This window comes from Candidatus Poribacteria bacterium (genome assembly GCA_016866785.1).
In the GTDB taxonomy this organism is placed as follows: Bacteria; Poribacteria; WGA-4E.
Genome location: VGLH01000073.1, coordinates 1 through 20,772 on the forward strand (window position 1 = coordinate 1; position 20,772 = coordinate 20,772).

Sequence of the window (20,772 nt, forward strand, 5' to 3'; positions counted from 1 at the left end):
CATTCCGGTTTGTTGGACACCGAGAGGATCGTCAAACCGAGAGGATCGTCAAGATGTCTCGCCATCGCAATCACTCACGTATACCCAAAAACCTACCCCTCTCAGCCCATGCAAGGGGGAGGGGACATAGCCTCTCCCCCCGCGAAGCGTGGGGGAGGATTGAGGTGGGGGGGAAGACGAAGTCTCCAAAGTAACTGACCACTAGCCCACCGTTGCAACCAGAGCGTGCCAGCGCGACAATCCCATCGTTCGCACGACGGATGGGAGGTGTCCGTGCGCGGCAGCGTCTTTTTCAACGTTGGGAACGCGGAGAGGGTAGCGAATCCTTCGCACGATGCCTGGGTTGACGCCTCACGCGCCAGCCTCGCGCAATCGGCGGAGCCCTGGGCGAGCCAGACCGACGAGTCGCTCTGGAACCTGATGTTCGGGTCGGCGATCCGGCGCTCGTGGATGGTCTGGTCGGACGGCTACTGCCCAGCCTGTCGCGAGCCCGTCGTGATGTACTCCTGGATCATGGATGCGCTCCGCCATCCGTGGAAAACGCGCTGCCCCTCCTGTCGCGCGCTTTTCCCGACCAACGACTTCGACGCCTACCATCGATCCGGCATGGATCGCCGTGGTGTGTTCGACCCTCAGCTCGCCGACCGATCTCTGCTGTTCAACGTCGAGCATCCCAACCCGGACGATCCGCTCTATCGATTCGGCGTCGACGATGGCGAGGGATACGTCGACGGCGAGCGCCGCTGGAGGTTCGTCGGAGCCTATCTGATCTTCGGGCAGTGGAAGCAGGTGGTGCTAGGGGGTATTCGTGCCCTGTCATCGGCATATGTCGCCACCGGCGACCGGACGTACGCGCACAAGGCAGGAGTGCTGCTCGACCGCGTCGCCGACCTGTACGCCGATCACGACTTCGGAGCGCAGGGCGTCATGTACGAGGGACCGCCGCGTTCAGGCTACGTGTCCACCTGGCACGACGCCTGCGAAGAGACGCGGCATCTCGCCCTCGCCTACGACCAGGTTCGCCCCGCCCTGGCTTCGGACGACGCGCTCGCGTCTTTCGCCGAAGAGAAGTCCCGACGCTTCGATGTCCCTCGCTCGAAGGAATCCCCAGCGGACATCCTTTCGAACATCGAACAAGGCATTCTGAGCCATGCACTGGAGCACACGGACCGCATCTACTCGAACTGTCCCCGTACCGACGTCGCCATAGCGACGATCAAGCTGGTGCTGGACCCCGATGCGAACCGCGACGAAGTCGAACGGCTCGTCGACGGGATCATCCAGCGTTCGACGGCGGTTGATGGTCTGACGGGCGAGAAGGGACTCGGGGGCTACACGGCGCTCGCGGTTCACGCGACTGCCGAGCTCCTGGCGTACATGGAGCGGGCGATCCCAGGGTTCCTACGCGATGCGCTGCGGAGGTATCCGCGACTGGTCGATATGTTCCGGTTCCACATCGACACCTGGTGCTTTGAGCAGTACTACCCGCAGATCGGCGACAGCGGCTCGTTCGGACGAAGGCACGAGTCCTACGCCGGCGTGAGTCTGTCGCGCGAGCCGACCGTCCATCCGTCAATGTACGGGTTCCTGTGCCGCCTCCACGAAGCGACCGGAGACCCGGCGTACGCCCAGATCGTTTGTCGAACCAACAACGGCAGCGTGGACGGGTTGCCCTACGACTGCTCGTATGCCGACGCCTCGGCGGTTCAGCGAACCTGCGCAGACGCCGTCGCCCAACACGGCGAGTCCACGTCGTCGCCTTCGGTCAACAAGACGGAGTGGTGCCTGGCAGTGCTGCGCGGGAGGGACCGGGTGCTGTGGCTCGACTACGACGCCGGCGGCGCGCACGGACATCAGGATTGCATGAACATCGGGCTGTTCGCCTACGGGCTCGACTTGATGCCCGACCTCGGCTACCCGCCCGTTCAGTTCGGAGGCTGGGGTTCCTCCCGCGCCGTATGGTACACGAGGTCTCTCGCCCACAATACGGTCGTAGTCGACGGATTGAACCAACGACCGGGGGTCGGCGTTTCGACGCTCTGGGCGATTGGCGACCATGCGCAAGCCGCGCGCGCAGCCGCGCCTGGAGTCGTCGGGTGCTCGCGGTACGAGCGGACCTTGCTCGCAGTCAATATGCCCAGCGACGGCTTCTACGTCGTCGATGTGTTCCGAGTTCGCGGCGGAACCGAGCACGTCAAGCTCCAGCATGCGCACTTCTGCCGGCTTGAGGCTCCACGACTGCGGACAACGCCGTTCGAGTGGATGTCGGGAACCGACGAGCTCCGCGAACTCCGAATCGACCGGTCGCCGTCAGCGCCGTGGGAAGCCGTGTTCCACATCGACGACCGGTACGGCTATCTGCCGGACGGAGAACGCCTCTGTCTTCGGTACTTCGACCTGACAGTCGGGGCGGAAGCCGGAACCTGCGAGGGCTGGTTCGCGCCAGCCGGGATGGCATCTGCGGAGTCCGATTGGCTGCCGCGACTGCTGGTTCGTCGGGCTGGCGCCGACCCTCTTGAGTCCGTCTTCGTCAGCGTCATCGAGCCCTATCGTGGCGCGTCCGTCCTGCGATCCGCGCAGCTCTTGGCGTCGAATCGCCAGGATTGCGGAACCGATGTCGCCGTGGAGATCATCGGGGTCGAGGGATGGAGCGACGTCGTCTTGCTGCCCGATCCAGAGCCGGAGGAGGCGGCAGGCGCGCAGCAACGATCTTGGGACGACGTAGAAGACATCCGTCTGTCGGGCGATGTCGCCATCGTCCGGCGTTCCGGAGATCGGCGCGGCACATGGGTCGCCTTCCATGGCGCGTCGGTGGAAGTTGAGTCGCAGGCAGTCATATCAGATGGTCAGCGAACACTGACGGAGACGTGGGTCTGAGGCATCGGAGACCTCGAACGCAATGCCCTGAAGGAGGCGAGCGATGGTGGGTTGGCGGGACCGGTATCTTCGGACGCGAGGGTCACTGACGCAGTGGATTCTCGGGTGCGCTCTGGTCGCCGCCTGCTTATGTCCGGTGGCAGCACACGCGGCGAGCGTTGGGATTCCAGACGCTTGGAGCGCTCTTTCGGTCGCCGCCCTCATCGGCGGAACCGGGGTGCTGCTCATCGGCATGGAACAGATGAGCGAAAGCCTCAAGCGGTTGGCGTCCGGCAAGCTGTCGCACGCCATCGAGAGGCTCGCGCAGCATCGTTTGGTCGCGCTGGTATCCGGCGCAGCCATCACCGCCGCCATCCAGAGCAGCACGGCGATGACGGTCATCCTGCTCTCGTTCGTCGAGGCGGGTCTCCTGAGCTTCGCTCAGACGATCCCGATGATACTGGGAGCCAACGTCGGGACGACCGTCTCCGCCCAAATTCTGGCGTTCAAGGTCACCGACTACGCTCTGTTGCTCATCGGCATCGGGTTCATCGGACGGTCGTTGATCCGCCGCACGACCCTCCAGTCGGTGTTCCAGGCGGCGCTCGGACTCGGTTTGGCGTTCTTTGGTCTGGGCATCATGTCGGCGGCGATGTATCCGCTGCGCGAATCCCCTGTCATCCGTGACATCATCGGCTCGATCGAGAATGTGCCGGTCGGCATCCTGGTCGGAACCGTGTTCACTGCCCTCGTCCATTCGAGCGCGGCGACCCTCGGCATCCTGCTCTCGTTCGCATCGCAGGGACTCATCACCCTTGAGGGCGCGATCCCGGTCATCTTCGGCGCGAACATCGGAACCTGCTTCACAGCGATCATCGCCAGCGTGACCGAGTCGCGGAACGCTAAGCGCGTGGCCGCCGTCCACACGCTGCTGAACATCGGCGGATCGGTGATGTTCATGTTCTGGGTACCTGGGTTCGCCGAACTCGTGAGGCGAGTCTCGCCGGAAGCCCCAGCCGGTCTCGAAGGAGCGGCGGCGCTCGCCGCCAGCGTTCCACGCCTCATCGCGAACGCGCACACGTTCTTCAATGTCGCCGTGGCGGTCGTGTTTTTCCCGGCCATCCCTCTCATCGACAAGATCGCCCGGCGCATCATCCCAGACGCTGAAGGCGCTCTGCCGGAATACCACCTCGACAAGCGACTGCTCGCCTCGTTCGCCAACTCGCCCGACTTGGCGCTGCGCCAGTCACTGCAGGCGATTGGCGTGGTGGTGGACCGCACACGCGCGATTTTCGATGCCGGAACCGAGGTGATCGACGACGGAAGACGGTCGGATCCCGAGCACATGATGCAGCTAAGAGCCGACCTGACCTCACTACGACATGAAGTGACGGACTACGTCAACGCATTGAGCGAGACGTCCCTCAGTCCAGACCAGTCGGTCGTCGCCACGCGACAGGCGCTTGCCGTCAGCGAACTGGAGCACGTCGCGCAGGTGGTTGTCACCCTGGCTATCGAAATCAGAGACGAGGACGTCGGCTTTTCGGATGCGGGACGCGAGGAGCTCAAGCGCTATCGCAACGCGACACGGGAGCTCTTCGATCTCGCCACGGCTGCTTTCCTGGCGAGCTCGGAGGAGCAGAGCAAGGCGGCAGGCGACTTCAAGAAACGCCTCAAGTCGGAGGAGGACCACTTGCGCCGAAGCCACATCTCGAGGATGCGGTCGCACGTTAAGGAGTCCGTGACATCCGACTCCGCCCATATGGACCTGCTGGATGCGTTGCGACAGGTGAACACGTACTCGGGGCGGATCGCGCGGCTCATGCTCGACGACGACGAGGCAGATTCCATCGCGAGCCCTGCCGCAGACTGAGATCAGGGGGCAGAATCACCGGTCAGAGCTTCGCGTGCAAGGAATAGCGAAAAAATCGTGTCGCGAGCCCTTCCATCTCCATGAAGGCATGGCTATTACTCTCTGTGATACATCAAACCTCCTTATGTCACCTCACCGGTGCCCCGTGTCACTGTTGCCAGCCGTAACTCCCAACGTGCCATGACACGGGGCTCTTTTATGCCCCACTTCCGTGATCGCTAGCGAATCGGGAAGGTCGCGGGACCGCCGCCGATGACCGGCGATTGGTTGACCAGCAGAGGTCGTTCGTTGCCCGACGACAGGTCCACCACCCACAGTTGTCCGCTGACGACGTAGACGATGCCCGAACCGTCCGGCAACCACGCCGGTTGCTCGCCGCCGGACTGGGTGACCTGCGTGAGCGTCGGCGATCCGGGCTCCCGGTACGACGCCGTCCACACCTGCCGAACGCCGTCGCTCTCGCGGGAAAACGCCAACGTGCGCGGATTCGTCGGCGACCATGCCGGTTCCCGATCGTCGCTCGCGCCGTCGATGAGGGGCTCGAACCGATTCGCCGCAGGATCGTAGACGTAGATGTCGCCGTTGGAGGGCGGCGCTCCGCGTTCAGCCGTGCTGAATGCGAGAAGCGACGCATCGCGGTTCCACGAAGGGTTGGCGACGCGGTCGACTGGGACTGGAACGATGAGTTCCTCGCGCGTCGCCCAACGGCGGATGCGGAGCTGCAGACCGGCGTCTGAGACGCGCGTGTACGCGAGCAGCGTCGCGTCGGGCGAGTTCGCCATCTCGCCGATACCCGATTCGCGCGGGAGCACGACGGCGCTCTCGCGACTGCCGCCGTCGTACGACGAGATGTCACCGTCGAGAGTTCTGTAAAGGAACCCCGTCGGCGTCGGCACCGGGTCCATACCCAGCGCCAGAGGTTCCTGGGAACCGTCTGGCAGCATACCCCAGATGACACCGTCCGAGGAGTAGTAGAGAGCGGCATTGACAGTCGATGCCGACTCGAACTGGTTCCCTACGTCGATGTCGTTGGGTCGGACCGAGGCGAGCGCGTCTGGCTTGGGGTCGAAGTGGTACACATCGTCGAGCGCCCAACCCGGGCCCTCGGCGACGAACTTGAACGAGACGCCTTCGAGCCAGTACCACCACTCTTCGACCAGGTTCGCGCCCTCATGCCGCTGCAGCCGATCGTCCGGCTCGCCGTACTTCCGACGGATCATGGACCGGTTGCCGTCGTCGATGGCGGCATAGCCACCGGCGTCATCGGTCACGACGGCGCTGACGGACATCGTCACGTAGGGCGTCAAGCGATCCTGGCGCACCAGCACCGGAGCAGGACTCCCCAGCACGGGGTCCCGTGTTCCGTAGATGGCGACGCCGTCGCCCATCCCCATCGCCTCGTCCTCGTTCGAATCGACGATCGCCATGATGTAGCGGGTCCCGGCAGGTGTTGGGAGCACGAAGTACCCATCCCGGTCGAGCGGCACTTCGAAGATTGTCGCGTTGGCGAAGTCGCGGGTAGCTGCGACGAGGACCCACGCGCGCGACGGTGCGTGCCCATCCCACGTGACTCGTCCCAAGACCCCTGTCGCCGACTTCGAGTCGAGGCTACTGGCAGATTCTGCGTCGTCGCTTGAGTCCGGCTCCACGGGAATCAGTTGCGCAGAACGGTCGTACGTCGCCGAGATGCGCACCTCGATCTCCGGCGTCTCGGCGTCGACGGAGACGCGGCGAAGCGGCTGCGTGATGATGTCCGTCACGCCCTGAGCGCCCACCGCGTCCGTTGGGCTGAGTCGACCGTTGCCGTCGCGATCCACGTTCGCGAGCACGAAGTACTCGCCTGGGGGAACCGCTAGGGCGAAGTAACCCGATGGATCGGCGACCGTCTGGGCAATCGGCGTGCGCAGAGAGGCGTCGTCGTAGATAGTCACTGTAGTAGCGCCCAAGGCGGTACCGATGCCTTTGATCCTGCCTTTCAACGCTATGGTCGCCGCGTCCGTGGGTTCCGCTCCCTGTTCGGGTTCAGAGCCGGGCTCTATGGACACGAGCTTGCCAGACTCATCTTGTCTCGCCGCCAGTTCGATATCGGCTCCGGTCGCTTCGACCCCGGCTCGGACGGTCACGGGGATGGCTGACTGGCGCAGCCCGGGCTTGTCACCCTCAGACGGCGCGCCCAACACGCCGAAGGCATCACCCGCGTCGAAGAGATTCGAGCCGTTCGCGTCGAGGATGGCGCTGACGTAGTACCGGCCCGGAGGCAGCGACAACGAGTAGGATCCATCGTCGGCGACCCGCGCAGACCCGACGCGCTGCTTCCATGTCGGGTCTGCATAGGCAAACACGTAGGCGGAGCCTACGCCGAGCGATGCTGCTCCTAGCTGAGACACGCGACCTCGCACGACGCCGCGACCCACGGACCGTGCGTCCGGTAGCGTCATCGACGCGCCGCCGATTGGGACGATCCGCGACACCTCGTCCGTCTCCTCGCGGACCGCCGAGATGTGGACACGGACGCCCGTTGCCTTCTGCCCATCCCCAACCGTGATGGACACCTTGTGCTCGCGTGAGTCGCCCCAACTCCGGATCCCGTGAACGCCCAACGCGTCCCCGTGGTCGAAGCGGCCCGACTGGTCGCGATCCACGACGGCGACCAGGTAGTAGGTCCCGGGACGCACGCGCATGTCGAACGAACCGTCGCTGGAGAGAAGAGGCGATCCGCCGCGTAGACGGCGCAGTCCCGGGTCGTCGTAGAGATAGAGCGTCGTGCCGGTCAGGCTCTGGCCTTCCCAGATCACCGTGCCTTCGATCCGGGCGCGACCCGGCGAAGGTGTCTCGGGTTTGCTGAGGTCCGGCGTCGTGGATACGGCTGCGGAAGCAGAGAGCCCCAACCACACGAACGCCGCACACGTCGCGGCGACTAGGAGCCGAGAACGTCGGTCTGTCATTCCTGGGTGCCGTCCTATCTCACTCGGCGTGATGGCGACGCGCATGCTAGCACGCGCCAGCGCCGACCCTCAAGGAACGCGGCGGCGCGGACGTCAGGACGCGCACCGTCGCGGGCAGGCTTCCCACCAGTCTATGCCCGGCGTAGAATCGAGTGCGCCGCACAAGGCACGACTGGCGCGGCGCGATGGGACTGTCCTTCCCATTGGACGCACACACCGGCGGAAGGGCTCAATGGATACGACAGGGCCGCACATCGACCCGCACGACGTCTTGGGCATCCCTACAGACGCCGACGAAGGAAGAGGTCCGTAGAGCCTATCGCCGAAAGGCAGCGCAGTATCACCCAGACAAGGTGAGCCACCTCGGACCCGAGTTCCGGGACCTCGCCGAAGCGCGCATGCGCGAGATCAACGCGGCGTACCGAACGCTGACGGGGGCTGACCCGCGCCACGTCGACACCAACCCGCCGGAATCCGCTGCTGAGCCTGATGCCTCCGCCGACGAGCCAGCCGAAACGCTGCGCAACGACACCTCGAAGACCGACGCCGAGCCGCGCTCGCGAGCGCCGCGTCTGTTGCTGATGGTGATCGCAGCCGTGGCTGCGGTCCTTGCGATCTCGCTGACGGCTGCCCGATGGGTCCGAACCACGAAGCCGACCGGCAACGAGCTCGCCCGAGCTCAGGAGTACGCGGCGAACGGCGACTGGGAGGAGGCACTGGTGCTGCTCCACCGCGTGACTCGACGCGATGCAGACAACCTGGACGCATGGAACCTGCGGTGGCGTTCCGAGCTCGCGTTGGGTGTGTTGGAGGATGCGGAGAAGTCACTGGATCGAGCCATCGTCCTGGACGCGTCGGATGTCGAGCTCCGGCGTGAGCGCGCACGTCTGCTCTACCGGGCAGGCAAGCTCGATGGCGTGGCATCGGAGCTGCTGTGGATGCGCAGGAACTCACTTCGCCACGAGGCGATGGCTCTGCTGGAGGAGTTCGCTCGGGGTGATCCGCAAACCGCCTCGCATCTGCGTCGGCAGATGGAAGCGGGCGCACCTTAGCGGTTGGATTAGACTGGGAGGACGGTCGTCAACGGATCGGCCGAACGTTCGCCTGAGTCTCGTTCTCGCCGGTCGTATCCTCGTCGGGATTGACGCGGTAGCGGCTATCTGGGGTCCGTTGCGCCGCCAAGACCAGGTCCTGCTCGTTGAGGAACTCGCCCACATAACGCTGTTGCAGACGCTGTGCGCTGACGATGTCTGCCGGAGTCATCTGACGACGAACTGGCGCGTCGATGCCTGCGGGATACAGACGACGAGTGTCCATGTCCGACAGGCGACGACGATCGGTGACACCGGTGGGGTCCATCGTTGTGGCAAGCGTCTCGTCCAGCGCTTCGCTGAACGACTTCCCGTCCGAGGCAACGGGGTGCGGCGTCGGCGCGAGCGAATCGAGCCGCTGGCGCTCCCTCAATGACATCAGATTGATGAGATGAGGATTCAGACCCATGGTGGTCCTCAATTCTCAACAGCACTCGTGTCGTCTTCAGCGAGGCCTACTCGGAGCTTGGCAAGGCTCCGGGGGCAGATACCCCTGAGGCTGCTATCGGTAGATGAACGCTCGACCTGAACGCGAGATTACAGCGAACCGATCTGCCCGCCCACACCGTAATATCTTGCGTCCATCGCGGGAGTCGAGAGTCACGCGACCGATACACCCCGCCTACTTATCCTAGAGGGTAACACGATGTCAGATTCTTGGCAAGGCCGAAGGAGCGGTGTCCCAGCGTGGATCGCCGCCCTGCTTGCCGTACTCGTCATTGTAGAAGCCGCAGCCCTCCTCAAGCGCGAGCGCGCCCCTGCGCTGAAGAACACGTCTGCCCGGAACGCCCACGTCACGGATGGAGCCCGAACTTCCCCACCGACGGTTGCGTCTGCTCAGCCGGTGGCAGACGAGCTCGCGGCGGATCCGAGCGCGGAGGAGCGCGTGGATCCCGGAGACACCGAGCGGCAGTTCCGCGACACGTTGTCACGGAACCCGAAGGCGATCTCCCGGATCGTGTCGCGGCGGTCGCCGGTCGGCGGCTCTTGGGGAGCGTACGATGTGTCGGCGGTCAAGTTCGTCGCGCCCAACTTCGCGATCGTCCCGTACGACGACGGTCACGAATCCGGTCTGCTCGTGATCGCCATCCGCGACCCGCAGCGCCCGGAGACTTGGCAGCGCCTCTATGACGACGTCGATGCCGGTTCCGGTGGCGATTCGGGTGGTTGATCCCCGGGAGGATCACGAACCGGGGCTTCGGGCACGTACGCCTCGCCCGTCTCGAAGAGGGGAACCTCGGAACGCTGGGTGTCCGCCGCGATCCGTGCGGCGACCACCTGAAGCCCTTGCAGGCTCCGTTGCGCGGCTTCGCGCACGGTGGGGGCGTCGTCGCTGTCGGCTAGGTGCGAGATCATCTGCAAGGCGGACACGTCTTGGTGCTGAAGCAGCTCCTCGACGACCGCTGTTCGGACGCGGGCATCCTGATGGTTCGCCAACTCTCGAAGCGCTTCGTTCGCGTTCGGCTGCATCGCCGACAACACGCGGACACCGTAGGCGCGCAAGACCGAGGCGACCTCGAACGGTTCTTCGTAGGTTCGGACGCCGTGTCGAACGCGCTCGTTGCGGTCGGCGCGACGCACCTCTGCCGGGATGTCGAAGATCCTCGTCGCCGTGGGCTTCGGGAGCTCGCGACGTCGCATACCGCTACGCCTCCGTCTGAGCATCGAGCGCCCGCGCCTGGTCGCGCGCGCGCCGCAGTTGGGCAAGGTGACCTGTCACCTCTCCGGGAACCGGAGTTGGGACCGCCCACGTCAGCCGCCCCGCGTTGTCGCGGCGCTTTGCCGCCGACAGCCGACTCGCCCACACGGGTCTGGTCGGCGACGGAGCCCGCTCGCGTGACCCTCCTACCCGCCGGATGACCCATTCCAGCAACGTCAAGACGATAGCGGCGAGGAGGAACAGCCTCCAGAGCGGCGTGTCGCGCTGCTCCCGAACCGCCGCGCGTCGAGTCCACTTGGCGTCGTCCGGTGACCGGGCTCCTCCGGTCGCTTCCACGATGGAACCGACCAGACCGCCGTCCGGGACAACCACTCGCTCCGCGTTGGCGGCATACGAGAGCCGGCGCCGGACCAAATCCTCGCCTCGGGCGACGACGACATCATAGGCGCCTGGCTCGACTAGCGGCAAGGTCGCCTGGAGCCCACCATCGGCGGCGGCGAGGTTCAGCCGCGTCTCCATCCCTCCGGGTCCGTAGACAGTTGCCGCGAACGCCTTCTCGGCGCCCGAATCCGAGGCGGCGACGGTGACCCTCAGCTCGGAGCCCCGCACCATCGCGCTGACATCGAACGCAGACGGCTCGACGCCCGAAGCCACGGACCGAACCCACGCACGCCAACGCGCGGCGAACTGCGGGTCCTGTGCCCAGGCTCGAGCCCAACGGTTCCCGCCATCGGACATGAAGACCATCGCCCTGCCGGAGCCGTGACGCCAGTCCGCGAGAATGGGATCGCCGGACGGCTCCTTCAGGATCACCCTCGCCGTCGGTTTCGGAGACGTTCGGACGTATCCCTCGACCGGCTGCACCGGCGGCAACGACAGCGCGCGCGGTCCCACCGCCACGATGGGAGACAGCCCCTGGTGGATGTCATCCAGCGGGTCGCGGGTTTCCTTGGCGAGAATCGATGGCAGGTCCGACAGCGTGTCGGCGGCGGTGAACCGCCCACCACCGGCAGTCGCCAGGTCTTGAAGAACGGGCTGGGCGTCGACGCCGACGGAGACGGCGGACACGGTGACGCCGTCAGCGAAGAGCGTCGCGGCGGCTCTCGGGAGGTCGCCCTCGGACTGTCCGTCCGACACGAGCACGACATGCTTCCTCGGGGCGTTGGAACCTGCCAGAACGCGATGCGCCTCCTCAAGCGCTCGGACGATGTCGGTTCCGCTGCCGGGCTCCAGAGCGTCTGCCGCGCGCTGGACTTCCGACGCGAGCGAGACGGGCTTGAGCGGCGAAGCGACGCGCGGCCGAGCGTCGAATGCCAGGATACCCACCTCGTCGCCGGCGGAGAGCGCTTTGATCGCGGATGCCGTTGCCGCCTGCGCGATGGTCAGCTTGCGGGCCCCGCCCGACTCGTGCGCCATGCTGCCCGACTTGTCGATCGCCAGGAGCAGCGCCAGCGGTCGCCGGTTCTCCTGCGGACGCATCTCGACCGGCGCGGCATCCTCCAGGGCGGTCTTTGCCCAGCCTCCGGCGGTGAGCGTGTTGGGCCCGCCAACCACGAGCCAACCGCCGCCGTGCTGCCGGACATACGCCTCGAGCGCAGCCATCTGTCCGTGGGACAAGACGTCCGCCGGCACGTCGTCGAAGACTACCACCGCGTACTGACCCAGACGCGACGCGTCGCCGGGAAGACTTCGCGCCGACGCGTACTCGACGATGGCGTCGGATGATCCGGACAACGCGTCGAACGCCGCCGTCCTCACGTCTGCGCCGCTCACCCAGAGCACGCGCAGTTCGCCGGCGGCGGTCAAGTGGGCTCGCGCGCTGTCGTTGTCCGGGTTTGCATCGCCTTCCGCGCGCACTCGGACTTCGACCGTGTGCTCGCCTGCTGTCGGAGGCGACACAACCGCCTCGAAGAGCGTCTCACCGGATTTCAGCTCGACGGAACGGCGGTCCACGACGGCTCCGTCGAGCACCGTCAGGACTTCGGCGGACGTGACGGTGGAACCGGCGATTCGAGCGCGGACACGCACCGGTTCCCCGACGCGGGTCGCCCACGGCAGCGTCAAATCGAGAACTCCGGCGTCTGCGGATGGCTCCGAAGCCAGCGCTTCACCGGCAACGGGAATGCCCAGCGCGCGAAGACGCGGGACCGTCGACCGCGCGTCTCCCTGTGTCTCACCGCCGTCGGTCAACAACAGGATGCGCCGGTCTCCAGTTGGGGGGAGAAGGTCAGATGCCAGAGCAATCGCTCCGGCGACGTCCGTCGCGCCCGTGTCCAACGACGCGTCGCTCGAAGCGACTGGCACGCCCTCGGACGACGGGCGGAACCCGCGAATCACTCGAGGCAAGCCTCCGAAGTCGATTACGGCGGCTTCCGAGCCCGAGGGCAGGCTCGACAGGTAGCCATCGATGCGCCGGTCCATCGCGGAGCCCATCGCTCGTGCGCTGAGGGAGACATCGCGCACCACCACGACCGAAGCGCCGGCTCGTGACAGCGACGCGTACGGTTCCGCCAGGCTGACCAGGAGAGCGCACGTCGCTCCTAACCGCGCGGCGAGCAGTACGGTGGAGCGCACGCTCCGACGTCGCCCGCTTCTCGCCCACACCCCGACGGAGAGCGCCGCGAGAGCGATTCCTATCGCGACGAGAATCGCCAGTCTCATCGTCATGCCTCGTGCGCACGCCAACCGAAGGCGCCACAGGTCTGATCAGGCGATTCGCGGGACGCGGTAGACACCCGTGCCTGCGGAAGCGAACACGACGCCGTCCGGCGTCTGAGCCAGATTCGAGATGGACTCCGGCGCTTCCACCAACGCGCGCGATGTGCCTGAACGCAGGTCCAGGTGGACGAGCGTCCGCCCACTGCCATACAACACGCTGCCATCGCCGACGGGCAGAAGATTGCGCGATGACACGCGCGACGGGTCGGAGTCGATGGGATGCACGGCGAGCGCCTCCTCGTCGAAGCGATGGAGCCGTCCATCGACGCAGAAGCAGACCCAACCGGTGGATGGATCAATGACGACCGCGCGCACGGACGAGCGCCCCTCGAACGCGTACGAGTAGCGTACAGCGCCAGAGCCCAGGTCGATCACACCGAATCGCGGCGCGTCGTCAGGTTTGCCAGGGAGCCCGTTCGCTGACAGCGACGTGCCGACGTATGCTGATCCGTCTGCGACGGCGAGTCCCTCGACCGCCTGCTCGCCCAGTGGGTTCTCGACGAGCCGGGTCGAACCTGTCTCGATATCCGTGACAGCGACTGCGCCGCCGTAGACCCCGTAGCGAGCCATCCAACCGGTGTACGCGACCCCGTCCTGGACGACGATGCCGCCTGTGGGGCGGATGTAGCCCAGCGACCCGACGCTGGCGACCGGCTTCGGGTTCCGGTGGTTCACCTGATCCCACGGCTTGCCCGGATCGTAGAGCGTGATGTCCCCGCCGGAGTAGGAGGCAGCCACGGTCTTGCCGTCGTGGAACGCCACGGCGTAGACCTCGCCTCCAGCGTCGCACACCGCGCCGGTGTTCGAGTACTCGCCGGTCGCGGGATCCAGCCGGCAGAGCGTCTGACCGAATGACGGTCCACCCCAGAGCGACCCGTCCGGCGCAGCCGCCAGGAAGAGCGTCGCGCGCGGTCCCGACTCGCCGGGGATGCGGCGCAGGTCGAGCGCTGTGTCGCCAGGCTGAAAGCGGAAGTAGTCCTGTCCACGGACGCCGAGGATGGAGCCATCCTCTGCCGATGCCAGCAGCCAGCCGCTCCGCAGATCCAGGTCGGCGATCAGCGCGGCTTCGGAGCCATCAGCAGACGCGCGATAGAGACGGGAGCCCTGACGGATGACAACCGAATCCTGAGTCATCAGCGCTGGCTCTATCGACCAACCGCCCGCGCCGCCGGGCGCCGCGAACGGCACTGCCTCTTCGCGCAGATCGACTCCGGCAAACGCGCGGTTCCCCACCAGGAACCGGTCGCGCCAGGAAACGCCCGTCTGCACGGCGCGGATCGAGTCCGGCACGTCGGCGAACTCGCGCGTCGCCGGGTCATAGAGTTTGGTCGTCGGCTCCGATTGACCCAAGCTGCACAGGATTCTTCCGTCTGGCAGCGACGACACGTGACGAAGGTACATGTTGGGCGGAGCCGGAGCGCCGCAGTCCTCGACGGAGCCATCGTCGAGATCGAACGACGCGAGCTTTCCCCCTCCGTACGTGCCGCCGTAGATGCGACCGTCGCCGCCGACAGCCAGGTTCCAGATGTAGTTCTCGCCGGGAACCTGCGCGACGTGCGTGAACGACATCGACACGAGGTCGAACACCATGAATGCGCCATCGTAAAACGTCCCGACGACGAGTCGGTCTCCCGACACTTCTCGAAGCGCCCACGAGCCTGCCCCCGCTGGAGCCCGGCAAACGCGCGCCTCGTCGCGCTCGAAGTCGATGAAGATCAGCTCGCAGCCGGAGTTCTCGTTCATGTTCGTCACGACGAAGCGCTCGCGTCCGTCGGATCGATCCCGAACGACGATACCGGCGAGCACCTGGCGCGCTCGGCAAGGATGCGCGATCAGTTCCATGGAATCACCGCAGTGTGGCGATCGCCTCGATCTCGACCTGGACGTCCAAAGGCAACCGCGCAACCTGGACACAGCTCCGCGCGGGTCGCGGCTCCGCGAAGTGCTCGTTGTACACCGCGTTGAGCCGACCGAAGTTGTCCATGTCCTTCAGGAACACGACGACCTTGATGCAGTGATTCAGCGACAGACCCGCCCGCCGGAGGACGGCTTCGACGTTCTGCAGGCATTGCCGGACGTGTTCCTCGAACTCGCCCTCCACGATCTGGCGCGTCTCGGGGTTCATGGGAACCTGACCCGAGACGAACATCAAGTCGCCAGAGATGATGCCCGGCGAGTAGGGCGTCGCTGGGTTCGGTTCCGACACGAACACGCCTTGTTTCTTCACGGCGGTCTCCTATCGACGGAGCGCTTCCGTCAGCATGCGGTACGCGCGCGTGCGCGCCGCGCGAGGGAATCGGTGATCGCCGCGGAACACCCATTGACGCAGGGAGTTCGCGGCTCCGTAGCCTGCGTAGACCCCACCGGCGAGGTCGAGCAGATGCGGGATGTTGGCGGTGTTGGGAAAGATGGCGTCATTCAGGGCAGCCGACACCATCAGTGGTCGCGGAGCGATCAAAGCGACGAGATGATGGAAGTCGAACGGCGTCTGACGGATGTCGTCCTCGTAGTAGCCCAGACGCGGGATCAGGGCCGTCCGCCGCCACCAACGCTCAGGCGTCGGATCGGTGCGGAACGCCGTGATGCCGCAACTCACCACGCCCGCGCGGATGCGCGGCTCGCCGACCATCGCGTACAACGTCCCGTAGCCGCCATGGGAATGTCCGATGCAGCCGATACGCGTCGCATCGACCTCGGGAAGCGTCTCCATCGCGTCGATGAGGCGGCTCACATCGTAGACCATCTTCGCCATGACCGAACCGGTCGGGTGAGCGGCGAAGAACTTGTCGGCGTGCCGGTAACGCGCGTGCGGATGATCTGCTCGTCGCTCCCCGAATCCGATGGCGTCCGGCGCGACGACGACGAACCCGCGCTCGACGAGCTCGCAGGCGTATGCGAGGTCGGGATCGCCACTCAGCCCCACGGGCTCATCCTTGCCCTGCGGCACGGTCTGGTGCAGCGCGATGACTGCCGGACTCGGAGCGTCGAGCCCGTTTGGCACGAGGAGCCACGCGTACCCGGACTCGTCCTCCGTCAGGGCAAATCGCACGCGCCGCATCCGGTAGCCTGTCGCCGATCCCGACTCGATCAGGTCGAAACCAGCCGTCCGAGGCGGAACGTCGGTCACGTCGCCCAGCACTTCGTTGACGACCGATGACCAGTAGGCGCGGGCGCGCTCCCAGTCGGCAGCGCTCGCGCGCCCAGCGAGCGGAACGAGCTCGTCAGAGCCCGACTGCGGAGTCGAGACCGGTCGCCATGCGCTCCGGCTTCGCCATTGCTCGAAGTCCCAACCGCCCGAGGTCCAGTACCAGAGATACGACACGGAATGCCCTTCAGTTCGCGCGCCGCAAGTCTAGCGCACCGCGAACGGCATGGGAACGACGTCTCGGCGCACACCGGGGGCTGGCATCACGAACCATCCGCGTCCACGAGTCGCTCCACGCCGCGATGAGTGGAGCCCCACCCAGGCGCATGGGCGTTCGGCAGGTTGCCTGGTCGCCATGGCTCGCATACACTCGCGTCTGGCTCATTCGGAACCCGAGGACTCTCCAGCATGCCATTTGTGAACCGCGCCGACCTGGCATCGTTCTCTCTATCGGACGGCATCCGGCTGCAGGTCACCTGGGGGGAGCGGATGATGGTGTCGTTCGTCTCCTTCGCGCCGGACGGAATGGTTCCGGAGCACTCACATCCCCATGAGCAGATGGGAACCGTGCTCGACGGGGAGTTCGAGCTCGTCATCGACGGCGAGAGTCGAATCGTGCGTTCCGGGGATGTGTGGCATGTGCCTGCGAACGTGACGCACAGCGCACGCGCGCTGGGCGCACCGGCGCTTGCCCTCGACATCTTCAGTCCGTCGCGCGAGGACTACGAGGCGCGCGCGTCGCTCGCGGCGGAGGCAGGCGATGCTTGAAGCCGTGCGCCGAGTACCGTACCGAGTCGCCGTTCCCTTCGCCGTGCTGCTCGCCGTCGCGCCATTCGGGCGCACGCCGCATGTCGTCGAGAAGGCGCGGATGCTGATGGCTGGCACGCTCACGCGTCCCATCGACATGTTCGACCCCGTCTTCCACGCATCCGGGGCGGTCGTGCTGATCGCCCGGATCGCCGCCGACCTGTTCAGCGGGAAGGGCTCCGCTGCATGATCGAACCGATCGCCGTCGCCACATGGCAGTTTGGGAAGCAGGCTACAGCCGAAGCCGGACGCGTGCTCTTCCAGGGCGGCTCGCCGTTGGACGCCGTCGAGGCGGGGATTCGTCTCGTGGAGCTCGACCCCAGCGAGCACTCCGTCGGCTACGGCGGGGTTCCCAACTCCGACGGAATCGTCCAGCTCGACGCGGCGATCATGGACGGCGTCACTCACGATGCAGGCGGCGTCGCCGCATTGGAGGGGTTCCGCTCGCCGATCAGCGTCGCCCGGCGTGTCATGACGCGGTCACGACACGTGTTCCTCGTCGGTGAAGGAGCTCGCGCTTTCGCACGTTCCCAAGGGTTTGTCGAGGAACCGACGTTGACGAACGAGATGCGAGCCCAATGGGTGGCGTGGCGCGCGAAGCAGGACGACAAGATACCCGCCGACTCGCACGACACGATCGGTCTGGTCGCGATGGACGCCAAGGGCGACCTCGCCGTCGGATGCTCCACCAGCGGCGTCGGCTACAAAGAGCCAGGACGCGTTGGTGATTCGCCGCTCCTGGGTTCGGGACTCTACGTCGACAACGCGGTCGGAGGGGCGTCGGCGACGGGTCTCGGCGAGGAGATCATGAAGTTCTGCTTGTCGTTCCTCGTTGTGGAGAATATGAGGCACGGAGCCGACCCGGACGCCGCGTGTCGGGAGGCGATCCTGCGGATGATCGCCAAAAACGCCAAGTACCGCGAGATCGCGGCGGCGGTGGTCGCACTCGACAGAACCGGACGGCACGGTGGCTACTCGACGACCCCTGGGTTCTCCTACGGCATCTGGTCGCCGCAGACCAACGAGGTTCGCGCAGTCGAGATCGCGCACTGACGCGAGAGGGAGTCTGATGGCATCGGACGTTCTGAACGCCGGGCCCCTGGGGGATGTGCCCGAGGACATCGTCGGCGGGTTGCACGCTGCGGCGCAGCGGATCGTGTCCGACGTCGTCGACGAGAGTGGATCGATCGACTATGGACGCCTGCCCGATTCGGACGAGCTCCGGCAGCTCGAACGCGCTGTCCGAGCGCTGCGAGTGTTTGGATTGGACACGCTCGGCGACTGGGAATCGCGCACGGCGTTCTGGGTCAACCTGCACAACTGCCTGGCAATCCACAGCATCATCGAGCGACAGATTGTTAGATCGGTGCGCGAGGTCCGCGGGTTCTTCCGCTCCGCCTACGACATCGGTGGCCTGCTCTTCTCGATGGATCAGATCCAGCATGGGGTTCTTCGAGCGAACCGCTGGAAACACCCGCTGCTGCCGCGCCCCTTCTCGGTCCGAGATCCGCGTCGCGCGTTCGCCATGGGCGAGTGTGATCCGCGCATCCACTTCGCTCTCGTCTTCGGCGCCAGATCGTGTCCCTCGCTGGCGATGTACGAGCCGGAACGGATCGAGGAGCAGCTCGAAGACGCAGCGCGCGCATTCGTGAGATCGCGCGTCGTGATCGACCACGACCGGGCGGAAGTCACGCTGCCAGCGGTCTTTCGTTGGTTCCACCGCGACTTCGGCGAATCCGAGGCGGACGTTCTGCGCTTCGTGTTGCTCTGCCTGGCTCCCGATGAGGGGCAGGGATACCTGCGTCAGAACCTTCTCGAGGTTCGGGTCATCTACGCGCCGTTCGACTGGTCCCTGAACCACGCCTGATCGGGAGCACGACATGCCAGCGAACCAGCAACCCGCCGTCGTGTGCCACGGGCCCTTCGACTACCGATGGGAGGACGTTTCGGTTCCTGCTGCCGGACCGGGTGAGGTGGTGATCGATGTGTCGGCGTGCGGCATCTGCGCGAGCGACGTCAAGTGCTTCACCGGAGCTCCCCTGTTCTGGGGAGATGAGGACCGTGCCGGATACGTCCAGGGACCCGTCGTGCCGGGGCACGAGTTCATTGGAACCGTCGTCGAGCTCGGAGACGGCGCTGCGAGCCGCCACGGGCTGGCTGTCGGTGACACCGCCATCGCGGAGCAGATCGTGCCCTGCGGCGCGTGTCGGTACTGCCAACGCGGGCAGTATTGGATGTGCCAGGTGCACGACATCTTCGGCTTCCGAAAGTCGGTGCACGGCGGATGGACGAGGCGGATGGCGTTCCCGGAGAACGCTCGCGTGTACCGCGTTCCCGATTCGATCCCGTCGTGGCAGGCGGCGCTGATCGAGCCCCTGGCGTGTTCGATCCACGCCGTCGAGCGCGGGGAGATCGCATTGGGCGATACCGTCGTGATCGCCGGTATGGGTCCGCTGGGTCTCGGTATGGTCGCTGCGGCGCGTCTGAAGAGCCCGGCGCGTCTGGTCGCCGTCGACCTGAGCGACCGTCGGCTCGAAGTCGCGCAGGCTCTCGGAGCGGACGAGACGGTGAATCCGTCCACCGACGGCGCCGTCCAGCGGGTGCTCGACATGACCGAGGGATACGGGTGCGACGTGTATATCGAGGCGACCGGGCACCCGGCGGCGGTTCGTCAGGGACTTCTCATGCTGCGCAAGCTGGGGACGTTCGTCGAGTTCAGTGTGATGCGCGAGCCCGTCACGGTCGACTGGACGATCATCGGCGACACGAAAGAGCTCAACATCCACGGGTCGCACTTGGGGCCCTACTGTTATCCCATTGCCATCGACATGCTCGCGCGCGGCAGGATCGACGCCTCGAAGATCGTGACGCACCGGCTCCCGCTCGGTTCGTACGTGGAAGGTATCGAGCTGGTACGCTCGGGTGCCGACTCGATCAAGGTTCTGCTTGAACCGGACAGGTAGAATCTCGAGGCGGAAGCGCACGGCGTCGAACGCCGACGCAGGTCCCTCGGCTCGTGCTGATGAGGTTCATGAATTGACCTGCTCCGCTAAGTTGGGACAGTAGGCGCGACGAGGAGTATCCACCGTTGATAGGCGTCGCGACGGATGTTCTGCGTCCGTTTGTGCGCGCGAGGGATCCGATGACGGCTAATCTCGATCCGACGGCGAGCGTGAATCCGTTGGCGCGCGAGGGATCCGATGTTTCAGGAGGACGAAGAGCGGGGAGTAGGACTCCTGTGTTTTTCGCGTAGAGAGCATCCCGCGCCGCTTCGCCCACCAAGTAGCCCAACGCGTACAAGTAGCCCAACGCGTAGGCGATGAGCGTCAAGGCGATCGTCTTCTCCATCCGCTCCCGGCTCTTGTTCATCAGTCTGTCCAGGTGCAGAAGCGACTTCAGGTCTTTGAAACTCTCCTCGATCTTCATGCGCTTCTCTTCCTGCGCTTCTCGTAGAGTTCGAGACCCTTCTCCGGCTCCAACGACGTGATAACCCAAGAGGTTCCTTGTATCCCTGCTTCCAGCGTCCCGCCAGATGCACGCGCGTGGTTCCCTTGTAGGAGACGTTCTTGGCAAAGAGGCGAAGCAAAGGCATCCAAGGTTCCACCTCGTCCAAGAAACGGTTGAGCGCTTTGGCGTTGGAGCAAGGACTGGTTCCTTCCATCGCATGGCTGATGTCT

17 protein-coding genes are annotated in these 20,772 nt (G+C 65.6%); 9 read left to right on the forward strand and 8 right to left on the reverse strand.

Annotation, left to right across the window (positions count from 1 at the left end):
* Nucleotides 1–273: 273 nt before the first annotated feature.
* Nucleotides 274–2,877, forward strand: a complete 2,604-nt coding sequence (locus tag FJZ36_11550) for a hypothetical protein (protein MBM3215537.1) — start codon at nt 274–276, stop codon at nt 2,875–2,877.
* 43 nt (nt 2,878–2,920) lie between these two features.
* A complete protein-coding gene (locus FJZ36_11555; GenBank protein MBM3215538.1) occupies nt 2,921–4,729 on the forward strand; it encodes a Na/Pi cotransporter family protein in 1,809 nt (602 codons plus the stop codon).
* A 218-nt stretch (nt 4,730–4,947) separates the two neighbouring features.
* Here FJZ36_11555 and FJZ36_11560 read toward each other — a convergent pair whose 3' ends face one another.
* Nucleotides 4,948–7,674 carry a hypothetical protein gene (locus FJZ36_11560; protein ID MBM3215539.1) on the reverse strand — a complete coding sequence of 909 codons (2,727 nt, stop codon included), beginning with the start codon at nt 7,672–7,674 and terminating at the stop codon, nt 4,948–4,950.
* 185 nt (nt 7,675–7,859) lie between these two features.
* On the opposite strand from FJZ36_11560, the gene FJZ36_11565 reads away from it, so the two are divergent.
* The gene (locus FJZ36_11565; protein MBM3215540.1) at nt 7,860–8,726 is read left to right on the forward strand and encodes a hypothetical protein; all 867 of its coding nucleotides are present in this window, start codon (nt 7,860–7,862) and stop codon (nt 8,724–8,726) included.
* A 28-nt stretch (nt 8,727–8,754) separates the two neighbouring features.
* Here the strand turns inward: FJZ36_11565 and FJZ36_11570 are convergent, their stop codons facing one another.
* Nucleotides 8,755–9,174, reverse strand: a complete 420-nt coding sequence (locus tag FJZ36_11570) for a hypothetical protein (protein MBM3215541.1) — start codon at nt 9,172–9,174, stop codon at nt 8,755–8,757.
* 237 nt (nt 9,175–9,411) lie between these two features.
* On the opposite strand from FJZ36_11570, the gene FJZ36_11575 reads away from it, so the two are divergent.
* Nucleotides 9,412–9,936: a hypothetical protein gene (locus FJZ36_11575; protein ID MBM3215542.1), complete on the forward strand. Its 525-nt coding sequence runs from the start codon at nt 9,412–9,414 to the stop codon at nt 9,934–9,936.
* On the opposite strand, the gene FJZ36_11580 is transcribed toward FJZ36_11575, so the two are convergent.
* From FJZ36_11580 to FJZ36_11600, 5 genes are read right to left on the reverse strand one after another with little or no spacing between them, the layout of a single operon-like run.
* A complete protein-coding gene (locus FJZ36_11580; GenBank protein MBM3215543.1) occupies nt 9,891–10,430 on the reverse strand; it encodes a HEAT repeat domain-containing protein in 540 nt (179 codons plus the stop codon). The two genes, FJZ36_11575 and FJZ36_11580, sit on opposite strands and share 46 nt — an antisense overlap.
* On the reverse strand, nt 10,411–13,092 hold the full coding sequence (locus FJZ36_11585) for a VWA domain-containing protein (GenBank protein MBM3215544.1): 2,682 nt from the start codon (nt 13,090–13,092) through the stop codon (nt 10,411–10,413). Before FJZ36_11585 ends, FJZ36_11580 begins: the two co-directional genes overlap by 20 nt.
* 39 nt (nt 13,093–13,131) lie before the next feature.
* Nucleotides 13,132–14,985, reverse strand: coding sequence for a hypothetical protein (locus FJZ36_11590; GenBank protein ID MBM3215545.1), 1,854 nt, complete (start codon nt 14,983–14,985; stop codon nt 13,132–13,134).
* A 4-nt stretch (nt 14,986–14,989) separates the two neighbouring features.
* Nucleotides 14,990–15,370, reverse strand: coding sequence for a deaminase (locus tag FJZ36_11595; GenBank protein MBM3215546.1), 381 nt, complete (start codon nt 15,368–15,370; stop codon nt 14,990–14,992).
* 9 nt (nt 15,371–15,379) lie between these two features.
* Entirely contained in the window at nt 15,380–16,465 is a 1,086-nt protein-coding gene (locus FJZ36_11600; GenBank protein ID MBM3215547.1) for a hypothetical protein, read from the reverse strand.
* A gap of 231 nt (nt 16,466–16,696) precedes the next feature.
* Here FJZ36_11600 and FJZ36_11605 point away from each other — a divergent pair, with 231 nt between their 5' ends.
* From FJZ36_11605 to FJZ36_11625, 5 genes are read left to right on the forward strand one after another with little or no spacing between them, the layout of a single operon-like run.
* Entirely contained in the window at nt 16,697–17,056 is a 360-nt protein-coding gene (locus FJZ36_11605; protein ID MBM3215548.1) for a cupin domain-containing protein, read from the forward strand.
* The gene (locus FJZ36_11610; protein ID MBM3215549.1) at nt 17,049–17,285 is read left to right on the forward strand and encodes a hypothetical protein; all 237 of its coding nucleotides are present in this window, start codon (nt 17,049–17,051) and stop codon (nt 17,283–17,285) included. Before FJZ36_11605 ends, FJZ36_11610 begins: the two co-directional genes overlap by 8 nt.
* Nucleotides 17,282–18,148: a N(4)-(beta-N-acetylglucosaminyl)-L-asparaginase gene (locus FJZ36_11615; GenBank protein ID MBM3215550.1), complete on the forward strand. Its 867-nt coding sequence runs from the start codon at nt 17,282–17,284 to the stop codon at nt 18,146–18,148. The genes FJZ36_11610 and FJZ36_11615 overlap by 4 nt, the downstream gene beginning before the upstream one ends.
* A gap of 16 nt (nt 18,149–18,164) precedes the next feature.
* The gene (locus FJZ36_11620; protein MBM3215551.1) at nt 18,165–18,962 is read left to right on the forward strand and encodes a DUF547 domain-containing protein; all 798 of its coding nucleotides are present in this window, start codon (nt 18,165–18,167) and stop codon (nt 18,960–18,962) included.
* A 13-nt stretch (nt 18,963–18,975) separates the two neighbouring features.
* Nucleotides 18,976–20,058, forward strand: coding sequence for a zinc-binding dehydrogenase (locus FJZ36_11625; GenBank protein ID MBM3215552.1), 1,083 nt, complete (start codon nt 18,976–18,978; stop codon nt 20,056–20,058).
* On the opposite strand, the gene FJZ36_11630 is transcribed toward FJZ36_11625, so the two are convergent.
* Nucleotides 20,030–20,772 (reverse strand): transposase (locus FJZ36_11630; GenBank protein ID MBM3215553.1); only part of this gene is annotated, 743 nt, incomplete at its 5' end. The two genes, FJZ36_11625 and FJZ36_11630, sit on opposite strands and share 29 nt — an antisense overlap.

Excerpts from the sequence above, each read along its gene's own strand:
- FJZ36_11620 (MBM3215551.1), top strand. The coding sequence starts at position 18,165 with ATGGCATCGGACGTTCTGAACGCCGGGCCCCTGGGGGATGTGCCCGAG.
- FJZ36_11570 (MBM3215541.1), bottom strand. The coding sequence starts at position 9,174 with ATGGGTCTGAATCCTCATCTCATCAATCTGATGTCATTGAGGGAGCGC.
- FJZ36_11555 (MBM3215538.1), top strand. The coding sequence starts at position 2,921 with ATGGTGGGTTGGCGGGACCGGTATCTTCGGACGCGAGGGTCACTGACG.
- FJZ36_11605 (MBM3215548.1), top strand. The coding sequence starts at position 16,697 with ATGCCATTTGTGAACCGCGCCGACCTGGCATCGTTCTCTCTATCGGAC.
- FJZ36_11615 (MBM3215550.1), top strand. The coding sequence starts at position 17,282 with ATGATCGAACCGATCGCCGTCGCCACATGGCAGTTTGGGAAGCAGGCT.
- FJZ36_11580 (MBM3215543.1), bottom strand. The coding sequence starts at position 10,430 with ATGCTCAGACGGAGGCGTAGCGGTATGCGACGTCGCGAGCTCCCGAAG.
- FJZ36_11565 (MBM3215540.1), top strand. The coding sequence starts at position 7,860 with ATGGGACTGTCCTTCCCATTGGACGCACACACCGGCGGAAGGGCTCAA.
- FJZ36_11560 (MBM3215539.1), bottom strand. The coding sequence starts at position 7,674 with ATGACAGACCGACGTTCTCGGCTCCTAGTCGCCGCGACGTGTGCGGCG.
- FJZ36_11625 (MBM3215552.1), top strand. The coding sequence starts at position 18,976 with ATGCCAGCGAACCAGCAACCCGCCGTCGTGTGCCACGGGCCCTTCGAC.
- FJZ36_11590 (MBM3215545.1), bottom strand. The coding sequence starts at position 14,985 with ATGGAACTGATCGCGCATCCTTGCCGAGCGCGCCAGGTGCTCGCCGGT.
- FJZ36_11585 (MBM3215544.1), bottom strand. The coding sequence starts at position 13,092 with ATGACGATGAGACTGGCGATTCTCGTCGCGATAGGAATCGCTCTCGCG.
- FJZ36_11610 (MBM3215549.1), top strand. The coding sequence starts at position 17,049 with ATGCTTGAAGCCGTGCGCCGAGTACCGTACCGAGTCGCCGTTCCCTTC.
- FJZ36_11575 (MBM3215542.1), top strand. The coding sequence starts at position 9,412 with ATGTCAGATTCTTGGCAAGGCCGAAGGAGCGGTGTCCCAGCGTGGATC.